Genomic DNA, 13,998 nt, shown 5'->3' on the forward strand with positions numbered 1-13,998 from the left:
GGCCCGTCGGCCCAGGTCGAAGGCCTTGTGGCGCGGATCTCCTCCGCCGCTCCCGGTCGGCCGCGGCCCTACTGGGCGAGCCGGCCGGGAACCTCACGCAGCGCGACGACATCCATACGCGCGGGTTCACCGAGCGCGGCGCCGCAGCTCTCAGGGCGGGGCGGGAGCGAGGCGCCGCGGGCGACGGTGACGGTCCAGCGACGGCCGTCCACGTGGTCGACCGTCACGTCCCAGTACGCGGTGTACGCCTGGTCATCAACAGGTGGATCGGTTGGTGCGCCCATCGAGGCGCCCATCGATGCGCTCAACGATGGATCGCTGAATGCGCCCGTCGATGTCGTGCGTACGACGTTGAGCACATCGGCACCGCTCTCGCCGGTCGCCCGGCGTACGGCGAGTTCCGCGGCCTGTCCGGGGCGCTCCCAGGCGGAATTGCCACGGCATCCACGGAGGGCGATCCGGCCCGCGCGCACCTCGGCGAGGATCCCCTTGACGTCGGAGGCCGACGACCTTCCGTACGCGTACCCGTAGGGCAGTACGAGGAGGGTGGGGGCGAAGCGGTGGCCGCCCAGGTGCGTGACCTCCCAGACGCCCGCTCCTTCGGAGGCCGCGAGTTCGGCGGCGAGCGGCCGACCGAGGAGCGCGCAGCACCGGTCGCGTTTCCCGTTCGTGCAGACCAGGGCGAGGGGATCCCCTTCGTGGGGCGCGCCGAAGCCGCCGTGCCGCCCCTCCCCGAGGGTGGCGAAATCAAGCCCCAGAAGCTCCTCGGGGGACTCGATGGTGGTGCCGCGCAGCCACGTGTTTCCGGGAACGGTGTGGGCCACGTACACCTGGCGGCGCTGAACGGAGTGAAAGTCGGCGTGCCGGCCCGGGCGGCGGATCAACGCCACCCGGACCCCCGTGCCGTCGGCCGCCGCCTCAAGGGCACGACCCACCTCGGGGTCGAGATGGCTGGAGGTCAGCGCCTTCGCGCCCCAGGGACCCGGCTGCTCGATCAGCAGCCAGGTGTGCGCGGTGGCCGCCGTCCCGGCCAGGGGTTCGTCGAGGTCCCGCGAGGCGGTCGTGCACGTGTCCACAGAGGTGACCCTAACCGGGCCTCGCGGATCACTCGGCGGCGGACTCCGACGGCAGGGGCTGGGGCGGACGCAGGCCTACGTAGTGTCCCGTGGGCCGCATCCGGAGGGGACGCTCGCCGTACTCCTCCAGGGCGTGCGCGATCCAGCCCGCCGTGCGCGCGATGGCGAAGATCGTCTCGCCTCCCTCGGCGCCCATGCCGAACGAGGCGGTGAGGACGGCGAGCGCCAGATCCACGTTGGGGTGCAGATCGGTGTGGCGGGCGGCGGTCGCCACCACGTCGCGGGCCGCCGCGAGCGCCGGGTACGCGTCGGGCAGCTCCTCCAGGGCCCCGAACAGCGCCTGCGCGCGCGGGTCCTCGCCCTGGTAGATGCGGTGGCCGAGGCCGGGGATACGGCGACCGGCGCGCAGCTCGTCGGCGACGACGCCGCCCGCGCTGCCCCGGTCCAGGACGTCGAGGAGCATCCGGTGGGCCGCCCCGCTCGCCGCCCCGTGCAGGGGGCCCTCCAGGACGCCCAGGCCCGCCGAGACGGCCGCGTAGGCGTGGGCCCGGGCGGACGCGGCGACGCGCACCGCGAGCGTCGACGCAGCGAGGTCGTGGTCGACCAGGAGGGCAAGTGCCATGTCCAGCACGCGCAGTGACGCCTCGTCAGGGTCCCGGTGCGAAAGCCGCCCCCACAGGCGCTGCGCGATGGACGCCCCGTCCTTGTACGTGGGCCATACGAGGGGTGGAGCTGCCGCGAGGGTCGGAATGAGGGAGCGGGCGGCGCCGAGCACCGAGTCCTCGGACAGGTCGTAGCGCAGCGGATCCGCCGTGGCCGCCGCGACGGCCGCCACGCGCAGACGGTCGACGGGGCTGCTGAGTTCGGGCAGGGCCGAGACGGCCTTGCGGGCCGCCGCCAGCGACTCCTTGGGTGCGGTGAACCGGATCCCGGGGCGGAGCCGGCCCGTCCACAGCCACTCCGCGACTTCCTCGTAAGAGTGGTGGGTCGCGAGCCGTACCGCGTCGACCCCCCGGAAGAAGTACCGGTCGTCCTCGATGAGGGTGATCCGCGTGCGCACCGACAGCTCGTTGGTGCTCGAACCGGGCGTGCTCTCCCGTCTGTTGCGGCGGGCGAGGGCCTCGACCTCGGCGGGGTCGAAGGTGCTCCCGCGGCTGCTTTCGCCCCGCCTGCTGGTGAGTTGCCCGCGGCTCACGTACGCGTACACCGTCTCGGGCTTCACGCCGAGCAGCTCGGCGGTCTCCTTGGTGGTCAGACGGGCCCGCCGGCTCGGTGCGGGTTCTTGATCCCTCATGCGCGTCACCGTATCCGGGTCGGCAGACATTGATTCAATCAATATTGACAGTTCTTGAGTCAAGCATGGACAGTCGAATCAAGTCCAGGGAGGAAAACATGCCGATCAACGGGGCCACGGCCGCATCCGTCATCGACGTACCGCGCGGGCTCGCCGGTGTCGTCGTCACCGACACGGAACTCGGGGACGTCAGGGGGCGTGAGGGCTTCTACCACTACCGCCAGTACTCGGCCGTCGAGCTGGCGCAGACCCGCAGCTTCGAGGACGTCTGGCACTTGATGCTCCACGGGGAGCTGCCGGACGCCGAGCGGTCGGCGGCCTTCGCCAGGGAGACGGCGGCGTTGCGCGGGCTGCCCGATGACGTGCGGGCGGCGCTGCCGGCGATCGCCAGGGCCGGGGCGGTCTCGGGGCCGCTCGCCGGGCTGCGGACGGCGCTCTCGCTCTTCGGGGCGTCCCGGGGCTTTCGCCCCGTGTACGACATCGATGCGGACCGGCGGCGGGCGGACGCCGTCGCGGCGACGGCGGTCGTTCCCACGATGCTCACGGCGCTGCACCGGCTCGGTGAAGGGCTCGAGCCGGTGGAGCCGCGCGAGGACCTCTCGTATGCGGCCAACTACCTGTACATGTTGACCGGTTCGGAGCCCGACCCCGCACATGCGCGGGCCATCGAGCAATACTTGATCTCGACCATTGATCACGGCTTCAATGCGTCAACGTTTACGGGGCGCGTCATTGCGTCCACCGGAGCCGACGTCGTGGCCTCGCTGGTGGGGGCGGTCGGGGCGCTGTCCGGGCCGCTGCACGGTGGGGCGCCGAGCCGGGCGCTCGACACGCTGGACGCGATTGGCACGCCGGACCGCATTGACTCGTGGATCCGGGAGCGGGTGCTCGCGGGGGAGCGGATCATGGGCTTCGGGCACCCCGTCTACCGGACGGAGGACCCGCGCTCCCACATGCTGCGCGGAATCGCGCAGGGCTTCGGCGGCCCGCTCGTGGACTTCGCGGTTCAGGTCGAGGGCCAGGTGGAGGCGATCCTCGCGGAGCTGAAGCCGGGGCGTGAGCTGCACACGAACGTGGAGTTCTACGCGGGCGTGGTCATGGAGTTGTGCGGGTTGCCGCGGACCATGTTCACGCCGACGTTCGCCGCGGCGCGTGTCGTCGGCTGGAGCGCGAACATCCTGGAACAGGCGGAGGACTCCAAAATCATCCGCCCCTCCGCCCGCTACGTCGGCACCGAACCTCCGGTGGCGGTCCCGACGGCCGCCTGATGCAGTGACCGGGGCCTGGCAGGCGGCTGCTGCCAGGCCCCGGATTCCGCGATGGTGTGGGCCCCTCTCTCACTCGTTCGACGGGCGCTCATCCGGCTGGTCTCCGTCGGACGGTGAGGCCCCCTGGTCGTCTGGGGGCCTGCGGCGGCATGCGACCCACGCGACGATGAGGGCTCCGACGCCGGCTGCGAAACCGCCGACGGCCGTCAGGGTCTCGTTGACATCGGACAGGGCCATGGCTATTGCGTGCACTGTGAACCTCGACATCCTGAACGGGCATGACGTCGCGACAGAGCGGCAGTCATCAGTTGTCCGGGATGTCTCCCTTGGCGCGGACCAGCGTCTCCCGGTTCACGATGACAATGCGTTCGTAGTCGGCGACCCCCGCGTCGGAGGGGAGCTCGCTCCGGAGCTCCGCGGTGGCTTCCGTGCCGATGACGGCGAAGTTCCCATCGCTGAGTTCGAAGACATCGGGGCAGGTGGCGCCGGAGCTGCTTCCGCGGGCGCTCGGGGGCACCCCGATGCGGCGTACGATCTTCAAGGGAACCGGTTCCTTCTCGGCGGGGTACATGACGCCGTCACAGTAGTGTGCCGAATGAGGCGTGAGGATATCGACTGCCCTGCTATCAAGGGGAGTTGTTGCCCAACTTCACCGGGACGGGCGAACCGCGTGGCGGAAGTTGATGCCGCCGAGTCCGAGCTACTCCGGCGGCGGCTCGCCGACCACCCACCACTCCTCCGTGTCGGCCGCCGCCTCGATCTCGTGGAACAGGGCTTCGGCCATGCGTCCGATCTCGGCCTCGCTCGACGAGGGGTCGAGTGACGCCCGGTGCGGCCGGGTGGCCTCCCAGTACTCGCGCATGTACGGGCTTTGGAACAGCTCGCGCAGGATGCCGAAGAGCTCGCGCTGGTCGTGCAGGCCGGACTCGTAGTTGTGGAAGGCGTTCACGTACCAGAGGTTGGCGTACATGTACTGACGCCGTTTCTGGGGCGTCAAGTCGTCCAGGCCGTAGTTGTCGATCACGACGGCGAGGTCCGGGTCGTCGATGGCCTTGCTCAGGAGTTCCCAGTGCATGCGCTGCTGGTGCGCGCGGGCCAGCCGACGGCGTTCCTCCGAGGCCCACTTCGTGCCGGGGCCGAAGCGATGCCACAGATGCGTCGCGGTGCCACCCGCGATCCCGCCCACCACGGCGGCGGCTACGGTCCGGCAGAACCGTTTACTCTGTGTGGCCATGTCAACCCCCGATTCAGGCGACCGTGCGCCGGTCGTCTGGTGCGGGACGAGGATGACGGGGACCGGCGGCGGTGGGCGGCGCGCTTGCCGACTCCCAGGGTGCCGAGCGGCTCTGATCGGCGGGAGGCGGAGAGGAGGCGCACGGAAGGATGCTCAGTTCGCGAAAACCGGCGCCATGTCCAACGTGTGCCCAGCGGGCGCCGTTAGCAATCGTTCACTCCGCGGCGTTTCCACCCGCTCGTATCCTGGGGCGGCATTCATTCTTCGTACGAGGGCCGGACCCCGGAGTGGTTCGGCGGCCCGGTGTGAGAGAGGTCGCGTTGAGCAAGGCCAGCCCGCAGCAGATCCCCGTCGTCGTCCTCGCCGGCTTCCTGGGGTCGGGGAAGACCACATTGCTCAACCATCTGCTGCACCGCAGTGGTGGCACCCGGATCGGGGCGATCGTCAACGACTTCGGGTCGATCGAGATCGACGCCATGGCGGTCGCCGGACAGCTCGGCGACTCGACCGTCTCCCTTGGCAACGGTTGCCTGTGCTGTGCGGTGGACGCCAGTGAACTCGACGTCTACCTGGACAAGTTGACTCGTCCCGTCGATGACGTGCATGCCATTGACGTCATCGTGATCGAGGCGAGCGGCATCGCGGAACCGCAGGAACTCGTCCGTATGGTGCTCGCCAGCGAGAACCCGCGGATCGTGTACGGAGGGTTGATCGAGGTCGTCGACACCGCCGAGTACGACGCCACCCGCGAGAAGCACCCCGAGGTGGACCGGCACCTGGCCATCGCCGACCTGGTCGTCGTGAACAAGGGCGACCGCGTGCCCTCGCAGGAGCGCGAGCGCGTCCTCGCCGCCGTACGGGCCTCGGCCGGCCGCGCCGCCGTGGTGTCCGCGACGTACGGCCGCATCGACCCCGAGCTGCTCTTCGACTGCCGCCCCTCCGAGGAACGCGTCGGCCAGCTGTCCTTCGACGACCTCCATCGACACGACGACGAGCACGAGAAGCAGGACGGCGACCACGCCGCGCATCTGCACGCCGCCTACGACACTGTCGCGTTCACCTCCGACGTGCCCATGGACCCGCGCCGACTGATCGCGTTCCTCGACAGCGGGCCCGACGGCCTCTACCGCATCAAGGGATATGTCGACTTCGGCGCCTACGACACGGGCAACCGGTACGCCGTGCACGCCGTGGGCCGCTTCCTGCGGTTCTACCCGGAGCCGTGGCCGACCGGCGACGACCAGGAGCAGCAGGAGCGTCAGGAGCGCCTCACCCAGCTCGTGCTGATCGGCTCCGGCATCGACACGCCCGACCTCACCGAGCGGCTGAACGCCGCCAAGAGCGACGCCCCACACACCGTCGACGAACGAGGCATGTGGGGCGTTCTCCGCTACGTCCAGGAGAAGGGCGAGGCGGAGGAGGTCGCGGACTACGTGCTCTAGAGGCGCCTACACGGGACCCGCCGTCGCCGCCACCGTCTTCGGCAGTGACACGCCCGAGCCGTCGCGGCGCGGGTCCATCTCCGGCAGCTCGGCGGGCGCGCCGTTCTTCTGCGCCGCACGCGCGGGCGCAGGCCCCGCCCAGGCCAGGCTCAGGCAGTCCTCGCCCTTCAGGAAGCGCTGGCAGCGGACACCGCCCGTGGCACGCCCCTTCCTCGGGTACTGGTCGAACGGCGTCAGCTTCGCTGTCGTCTGCACCGAGTCGTCCAGCGTGCCGCGCGAGCCGGCCACCGTGAAGACCACCGCGTCGACCGCCGGGTCGACCGCGGTGAACGAGATGACCTTCGCGCCCGTCGCCAGCTTCACGCCGGCCATGCCGCCCGCCGCGCGGCCCTGCGGGCGCACGATGGACGCCTGGAAGCGCAGCAACTGGGCGTCGTCCGTGATGAAGACCAGATCCTCCTCGCCGGTCCGCAGCTCCGCCGCGCCGACGATGCGGTCACCGTCCTTGAGGGTGATGACCTCCAACTCGTCCTTGTTCGACGGATAGTCGGGCACCACGCGCTTCACGACGCCCTGCTCGGTACCGATCGCCAGACCGGGCGATGACTCGTCCAGGGTCATCAGGCAGACCACCGACTCGTCCGGCCCCAGGGACGACAGGAACTCCGCGATCGGGGCGCCCCCGGACAGGTTCGGCGCGGACGCCGAGTCCGGGAGCTGCGGCAGGTCGATCACGTTCAGCCGCAGCAGGCGGCCCTCGGACGTGACGACGCCGACCTCGCCGCGCGCCGTCGCCGGCACCGCGGAGACGATCACGTCGTGCTTCGTGCGCTTGGTGCCTTCACCTTCGGTGAAGGGATCGCCGTTCGCCGTACGGGCCAGCAGGCCGGTCGAGGAGAGCAGCACGCGGCACGGGTCGTCGGCGACCTGGAGCGGCACCGCGGAGACCGGAGCACCCGCCGACTCGAGGAGCACCGTGCGCCGCTCGTTGCCGAACTTCTTCGCCACGGCCGCCAGTTCGGAGGAGACCAGCTTGCGCAGCTCCGTGTCCGACTCCAGGATGCCGGTCAGCTCGTCGATCTCGCCGTTGAGCCGGTCGCGCTCGGCGTCCAGTTCGATGCGGTCGAACTTGGTGAGGCGGCGCAGCGGCGTGTCCAGGATGTACTGCGTCTGGACCTCGCTGAGCGAGAAGCGCTCGATCAGGCGCTCCTTGGCCTGCGCACTGTTCTCACTCGACCGGATGATCCTGATGACCTCGTCGATGTCCACCAGGGCGACGAGGAGGCCCTCCACCAGATGCAGGCGGTCCTGCTTCTTGCCGCGGCGGAACTCGCTGCGGCGGCGCACCACGTCGAAGCGGTGGTCCAGGTAGACCTCGAGGAGCTCCTTGAGGCCCAGCGTGAGCGGCTGGCCGTCCACCAGCGCCACGTTGTTGATGCCGAAGGACTCCTCCATGGCCGTCAGCTTGTAGAGCTGCTCCAGGACGGCCTCCGGCACGAAGCCGTTCTTGATCTCGATGACCAGGCGCAGGCCGTGCTCGCGGTCCGTGAGGTCCTTGACGTCGGCGATGCCCTGGAGCTTCTTGGAGCCGACCAGCTCCTTGATCTTCGAGATGACCTTCTCGGGGCCGACCGCGAAGGGCAGCTCGGTGACGACGAGGCCCTTGCGGCGCGCCGTCACGTTCTCCACCGAGACCGTCGCGCGGATCTTGAAGGAGCCGCGCCCCGACTCGTACGCGTCCCGGATGCCGGTGAGGCCGACGATCTTGCCGCCCGTGGGCAGATCGGGGCCCGGGACGTACTTCATGAGGGTGTCGAGGTCGGCGCCCGGGTGCCGGATCAAGTGGCGGGCGGCGGCGATCACTTCGCCCAGGTTGTGCGGCGGCATGTTCGTCGCCATGCCGACCGCGATGCCGGACGCGCCGTTCACCAGCAGGTTCGGGTACGCCGCCGGGAGGACCAGAGGCTCCTGCTCCTGGCCGTCGTAGTTGGGCACGAAGTCGACCGTGTTCTCATCGATCGATTCCGTCATCAGGCCGGCGGCCGGGTCCATGCGGCATTCGGTGTAACGCATGGCGGCAGGGCGGTCGTCGTTGCCGAGGGAGCCGAAGTTCCCGTGCCCGTCCACCAGCGGCACACGCATGGAGAAGGGCTGGGCGAGGCGCACCAGCGCGTCGTAGATCGACGCGTCGCCATGGGGGTGCAACTTACCCATGACCTCGCCGACGACGCGGGCGCACTTGACGTAGCCCCGCTCGGGGCGCAGGCCCATCTCGTTCATCTGGTAGACGATCCGGCGGTGGACGGGCTTCATCCCGTCGCGGGCGTCGGGCAGGGCGCGTGAGTAGATGACCGAGTACGCGTACTCCAGGTAGGAGCCCTGCATTTCGTCGACCACGTCGATGTCGAGGATCTTCTCCTCGAAGTCGTCGGGCGGCGGGGTCTTCGTGCTGCGGCGGGCCATCGCTGCTGCGGCTCCTTCACCTACAAGAACGGGTACATGAACGGGAACTGTCGCGGACCATTGTGGACCGCCGCACTGACAACGCCGCTCGCGGCCCGTCAGTACAGGGTGTCGCACGGCCCCCGCAAGGGTGTCCGCTCGCTCAGGGCGTAGCCCCCGCGGGAACTTCGCCAGGCGTCGGCACGCTTGCATACAGTGTCAGGACTCGCAGCAGTTCAGTGTTACAGGACCTGCCGCAGTCCAGAGCTCACCGCGTATTCGCGTTGTACCGCGATCGAAGGGACGTACATGCCCATGGGTCACACGGCCACCGCCGAGGCCGGCTCCGGCGGCCTGACAGCGACCGAGCACCGGCTGGCCAACGGCCTGCGTGTGGTGCTCTCCGAGGATCACCTGACCCCGGTCGCGGCGGTCTGCCTCTGGTACGACGTCGGCTCGCGCCACGAGGTCAAGGGCCGTACGGGCCTGGCTCACCTCTTCGAGCACCTGATGTTCCAGGGTTCGAAGCAGGTGCACGGCAACGGACACTTCGAGTTCGTCCAGGGCGCGGGCGGCTCGCTCAACGGTACGACGAGCTTCGAGCGCACCAACTACTTCGAGACCATGCCCGCCCACCAGCTGGAGCTCGCGCTCTGGCTGGAGGCCGACCGCATGGGCTCGCTCCTGACGGCCCTCGACGACGAGTCGATGGAGAACCAGCGGGACGTCGTCAAGAACGAGCGCCGCCAGCGCTACGACAACGTGCCCTACGGCACGGCGTTCGAGAAGCTGACCGCCCTCATGTACCCCGAGGGCCACCCGTACCACCACACACCCATCGGCTCCATGGCCGACCTGGACGCGGCCACCCTCGAGGACGCGCGGAACTTCTTCCGCACGTACTACGCGCCGAACAACGCGGTCCTGTCGATCGTCGGCGACATCGACCCCGAGCAGACGCTGGCCTGGGTCGAGAAGTACTTCGGCACCATCCCCGGCCACGACGGCAAGCCCGCCCCGCGCGACGGCGCCCTGCCCGACGTCATCGGCGAGCAGCAGCGCCTTGTCGTCGAGGAGGAGGTGCCCGCACGCGCCCTGATGTCGGCCTACCGGCTCCCGCACGACGGCACGCGCGCGTGCGACGCCGCCGACCTCGCCCTCACGGTGCTGGGCGGCGGCGAGTCGTCCCGCCTCTACAACCGCCTCGTACGCCGTGACCGCACCGCCGTCGCGGCCGGTTTCGGCCTGCTGCGCCTCGCCGGGGCGCCGTCCCTCGGCTGGCTGGACGTGAAGACCTCCGGAGACGTCGAGGTCCCCGTCATCGAGGCCGCCGTGGACGAGGAGCTCGCCCGGTTCGCCGAGGAGGGCCCGAGCCCGGAGGAAATGGAGCGCGCGCAGGCCCAGTTGGAGCGCGAGTGGCTCGACCGCCTGGGCACGGTCGCGGGCCGCGCCGACGAGCTGTGCCGCTACGCCGTCCTGTTCGGCGACCCGCAGCTCGCCCTGACCGCCGTGGGGCGCGTCCTGGACGTGACCGCCGAGGAGGTCCAGGAGATCGCCAAGGAGCGCCTGCGCCCCGACAACCGCGCGGTGCTCGTGTACGAGCCCACCGCCCCCGCCGAGACCGACGAGAACACCGAGGAGGCGGGCCAGTGACCGAGCAGCTCGCGAGCATGGACTTCCACCCCCGCCCGCAGGCGGGTGAGCCCAAGCCCTGGGCGTTCCCCGCCCCGGAGCGCGGCTCGCTCCCCAACGGCCTGACGGTGCTCCGCTGCCACCGCCCCGGCCAGCAGGTCGTCGCCGTCGAGGTGCACCTGGACGCGCCGCTGGACGCCGAGCCGAAGGGCCTCGACGGCGTCGCCACGATCATGGCGAGGGCCTTCAACGAGGGCACCGACAAGTACTCCGCCGAGGAGTTCGCCGCCGAACTGGAGCGCTGCGGCGCCACCATGGACGCGCACGCCGACCACCCCGGCGTAAGGGCCTCCCTCGAAGTGCCCGCCTCGCGCCTCTCCAAGGGCCTCGCCCTGCTGGCCGACGCCCTGCGCGCCCCGGCCTTCGACGACAGCGAGATCGAGCGCCTGGTGCGCAACCGCCTGGACGAGATCCCGCACGAGAGCGCCAACCCGGCCCGGCGCGCCGCCAAGGAGCTCTCCCGGCAGCTCTTCCCCGCCGACGCGCGCGTGTCGCGCCCGCGGCAGGGCACCGAGGAGACCGTCTCCGCCATCGACGCGGCGGCCGTGCGCGCCTTCTACGACCGGCACGTGCGCCCCGCCACCGCCACGGCCGTCGTCGTGGGCGACCTGACGGGCATCGACCTGGACGCACTCCTGGCCGACACGCTCGGCGCCTGGACCGGCGACACCACCGAGCCGCGCCCCGTCCCGCCGGTCGTCGCCGACGACACCGGCCGCGTCGTCATTGTGGACCGCCCCGGAGCCGTGCAGACGCAGCTCCTCATCGGCCGGGTCGGCCCGGACAAGCACGACCGCGTGTGGCCGGCGCAGGTCCTCGGCACGTACTGCCTGGGCGGCACCCTCACGTCGCGCCTGGACCGCGTCCTGCGCGAGGAGAAGGGCTACACCTACGGGGTGCGGTCCTTCGCCCAGGTGCTGCGCTCCGCGCCCGACGGCAGCGGCGCGGCGATGCTTGCCATCAGCGGTTCGGTGGACACGCCGAACACCGGGCCCGCGCTCGACGACCTGTGGAAGGTGCTGCGCACGCTGGCGGCCGAGGGCCTCACGGACGCCGAACGGGACACCGCCGTGCAGAACCTGGTGGGCGTCGCCCCGCTGAAGTTCGAGACGGCGGCGGCCGTCGCGAGCACGCTCGCGGACCAGGTCGAGCAGCACCTGCCGGACGACTTCCAGGCGCAGCTGTACCGGCAGCTGGCGGCCACCGGCACCGTGGAGGCCACGGCGGCCGTCGTGAGCGCGTTCCCCTCGGACCGGCTCGTGACGGTCCTGGTGGGCGACGCCGCGCAGATCGAGGAGCCGGTCAAGGCGCTCGGCATCGGTGAAGTGACCGTGGTCACGAGCTGAGTTCGCCTCCTGAGGCACACCACGAAGCCCCGGCGCCGACAGCGGCCGCCGGGGCTTCGTGGTGTTGATCACGATCAGCTGGAATCACTACACGCTCACAAATGTCCGAATTGTTGTAGAGGTTGCCTGCGTGCCCTGTGGCGTGCACTACAAAAGCCGGGTTCTGTTTGTTGATTCAAAGAGGCCCCGCTTAGCGTTCCCTCCGGCTGTCCGCCAGACGTACGTCGCACCCGCGACACCGGACAGTCATCGCCGAGTCCCCCACGGTGCGAGCCAGGGGAGCCGGGGACCCACCGAAGTCCCTGGGGTGAATCGGGCGCTCTTCCCGCGAGGGGAGGGGGCCCGTAGGAGACCTTCCTGCTCCGAACCCGTCAGCTAACCCGGTAGGCGAGAAGGAAGGAAAGGATCAGCACCTTCATGGGGTTCACCCGTGCCACCGGGAAGCACCGCCGTCCCGGCCGTCTGACGCGCACCACCGCTCAGGTCGCCGGCGTCGCCGCACTCACCACGACGGGCGTGGTGGCGGGCCTCGCCGCCCCCGCCCTCGCCGCCGAACCCGCCGCGGAGCACGACGGCCTGACGCAGGCCATCGCCATCGGCGACTCCCTCGCCGACAAGATCGACGCGCAGGCCACCGCGCAGCAGAAGGCCGCCGAGAAGGCGAAGGCCGAGGCCGAGGCCAAGAAGAAGGCCGAGGAGGCCAAGCGCAAGGCCGAGGCGGAGGCCAAGAAGCGCGCCGCCGAAAAGGCCAAGAAGGAGCGCGAGGCCCGCGAGGCCAAGGAGCGCGCCGCCCGTGAGGCCGAGCGCAAGCGCCTGAACAGCTTCGTGGCGCCGATATCCGGCTCGTACGTCTCCACCGCCTACAAGGCCAGCAGCGGCCTGTGGTCCTCCGGCAGCCACACCGGCATCGACTTCCACGCCGCCAGCGGCACCTCGGTGCACGCCGTCGGCATGGGCACCGTCGTCGAGGCCGGCTGGGGCGGCGCCTACGGCAACAACGTCGTGATCAAGATGAATGACGGTACATACACCCAGTACGGTCACATGTCCTCGATCGGCGTCTCCGTCGGCCAGCACGTCACCCCCGGCCAGCAGATCGGCCTCTCCGGCGCCACCGGCAACGTGACGGGCCCGCACCTCCACTTCGAGGCCCGCACCAGCCCCGACTACGGCTCGGACATCGACCCGGTCGCGTACCTGCGTCAGCACGGCGTGAACGTCTGACCCGGCCCGACCCACGGCGCGTCCGACGAAAGCCCCGGCTCACCGAGCCGGGGCTTTCGCGTGTCCGCAGATATCGGCTGTCCAAAAAATATCCCCGGATTCCGTCCCCTCGTCGGAAATTCAAGCACGGTGGAATAGAGTCGAAGGACAAGTGCTCCGGCCGCGTGTCATGCGCGCTTGCACGGGCGTCATTCGACCGCGTTTCGCGGGGATCAAGGCGGAGGTCGAACCATGCGCATTCCCGCGCACTCGGTATGCACGGCGATCCGCGACGACATCGTCGCCGGGGTCTACGAGCGCGGCGCGCGGCTCACCGAAGAGCTGCTCGCGCGTCGCTACGGGGTCTCGCGCGTGCCCGTCCGCGAGGCGCTGCGCACCCTGGAGGCGGAGGGGTTCGTCGTCACGCGCAGGCACGCGGGCGCGTGCGTGGCCGAGCCCACCGAGCGGGAGGCGGCCGACCTCCTGGAGATCCGGATGCTGCTCGAACCGATGGCCGCGGCCCGCGCCGCACAGCGCCGCTCGGAGGCCCACCTCAAGGTGCTGCGCGGGCTCGTGAGGCTGGGTCAGGAGCGCGCGAGGCGAGGTCAGGGCGAGGATCTGCGCTCCCTGGGCGGCTGGTTCCACGAGACGCTCACCCAGGCGTCCGGCAGCCCCGGCCTGATCACCCTGCTCACCCAGCTCCGCCACAAGATCGCCTGGATGTACGCCGTGGAGAGCCCCGCCCGCCCGGTCGAGTCCTGGGCCGAGCACGGCGCCATCGTGGACGCGGTGGCGCGCGGCGACGTCGAGCGCGCCCGCGCCCTGGCGACCCTGCACACCGAGCGCGCCGCGGCCGCCCACCGCCTGCGCGTCCCGCGCGCGGGAGAGCGTGTGAGGAGTTCGCAACACGCAGTCAACACGGTGGGGCACCAGCTTTAACAACGGCGCCGTATACAAAGAAGTGCGCAATTCTCGGCGCGCGCCGAAACGGCTGAAATGGC

The 13,998-nt window shown here is 70.5% G+C and carries 11 protein-coding genes and 1 riboswitch; of the genes, 6 read left to right on the plus strand and 5 right to left on the minus strand.

The genetic code is table 11. The features are described from left to right. Window positions 1-68: 68 nt before the first annotated feature. Window positions 69-1,076, minus strand: a complete 1,008-nt coding sequence (locus tag ACTWJ8_RS28510; RefSeq protein WP_443260617.1) for a sucrase ferredoxin — start codon at window positions 1,074-1,076, stop codon at window positions 69-71. Between the two features lie 28 nt (window positions 1,077-1,104). Then, window positions 1,105-2,370, minus strand: coding sequence for a citrate synthase (locus tag ACTWJ8_RS28515; RefSeq protein WP_356378215.1), 1,266 nt, complete (start codon window positions 2,368-2,370; stop codon window positions 1,105-1,107). 98 nt (window positions 2,371-2,468) lie between these two features. On the opposite strand from ACTWJ8_RS28515, the gene ACTWJ8_RS28520 reads away from it, so the two are divergent. Further along, entirely contained in the window at window positions 2,469-3,638 is a 1,170-nt protein-coding gene (locus tag ACTWJ8_RS28520; RefSeq protein WP_356378218.1) for a citrate synthase/methylcitrate synthase, read from the plus strand. A 304-nt stretch (window positions 3,639-3,942) separates the two neighbouring features. On the opposite strand, the gene ACTWJ8_RS28525 is transcribed toward ACTWJ8_RS28520, so the two are convergent. Next, window positions 3,943-4,179, minus strand: coding sequence for a hypothetical protein (locus ACTWJ8_RS28525; RefSeq protein ID WP_356378221.1), 237 nt, complete (start codon window positions 4,177-4,179; stop codon window positions 3,943-3,945). A gap of 159 nt (window positions 4,180-4,338) precedes the next feature. After that, the gene (locus ACTWJ8_RS28530; protein ID WP_356378224.1) at window positions 4,339-4,872 is read right to left on the minus strand and encodes a DUF6082 family protein; all 534 of its coding nucleotides are present in this window, start codon (window positions 4,870-4,872) and stop codon (window positions 4,339-4,341) included. A 320-nt stretch (window positions 4,873-5,192) separates the two neighbouring features. On the opposite strand from ACTWJ8_RS28530, the gene ACTWJ8_RS28535 reads away from it, so the two are divergent. Next, entirely contained in the window at window positions 5,193-6,314 is a 1,122-nt protein-coding gene (locus ACTWJ8_RS28535; RefSeq protein ID WP_443260618.1) for a CobW family GTP-binding protein, read from the plus strand. 6 nt (window positions 6,315-6,320) lie between these two features. Here the strand turns inward: ACTWJ8_RS28535 and ACTWJ8_RS28540 are convergent, their stop codons facing one another. Beyond that, window positions 6,321-8,777 (minus strand): DNA gyrase/topoisomerase IV subunit A, encoded by a 2,457-nt coding sequence (locus ACTWJ8_RS28540; protein ID WP_356378230.1) that lies wholly within the window; start codon window positions 8,775-8,777, stop codon window positions 6,321-6,323. 294 nt (window positions 8,778-9,071) lie between these two features. Between ACTWJ8_RS28540 and ACTWJ8_RS28545 the strand changes: the two genes are divergently transcribed. The 4 genes from ACTWJ8_RS28545 (at window position 9,072) to ACTWJ8_RS28560 (ending at window position 13,936) form a co-directional block, all read left to right on the plus strand. After that, a complete protein-coding gene (locus ACTWJ8_RS28545) occupies window positions 9,072-10,409 on the plus strand; it encodes a M16 family metallopeptidase (protein ID WP_356379658.1) in 1,338 nt (445 codons plus the stop codon). A gap of 17 nt (window positions 10,410-10,426) precedes the next feature. Continuing rightward, window positions 10,427-11,794 carry a M16 family metallopeptidase gene (locus ACTWJ8_RS28550; RefSeq protein ID WP_443265014.1) on the plus strand — a complete coding sequence of 456 codons (1,368 nt, stop codon included), beginning with the start codon at window positions 10,427-10,429 and terminating at the stop codon, window positions 11,792-11,794. A gap of 240 nt (window positions 11,795-12,034) precedes the next feature. Then, window positions 12,035-12,198: riboswitch (cyclic di-AMP (ydaO/yuaA leader) on the plus strand. 13 nt (window positions 12,199-12,211) lie between these two features. After that, window positions 12,212-13,018 (plus strand): M23 family metallopeptidase, encoded by an 807-nt coding sequence (locus tag ACTWJ8_RS28555; RefSeq protein WP_356378232.1) that lies wholly within the window; start codon window positions 12,212-12,214, stop codon window positions 13,016-13,018. 231 nt (window positions 13,019-13,249) lie between these two features. After that, window positions 13,250-13,936 (plus strand): GntR family transcriptional regulator, encoded by a 687-nt coding sequence (locus ACTWJ8_RS28560; RefSeq protein WP_356378235.1) that lies wholly within the window; start codon window positions 13,250-13,252, stop codon window positions 13,934-13,936. Window positions 13,937-13,998 lie beyond the last annotated feature (62 nt).

Origin of the sequence: Streptomyces sp. SDT5-1 (assembly GCF_052245995.1) — a bacterium.
Taxonomy (GTDB): domain Bacteria; phylum Actinomycetota; class Actinomycetes; order Streptomycetales; family Streptomycetaceae; genus Streptomyces.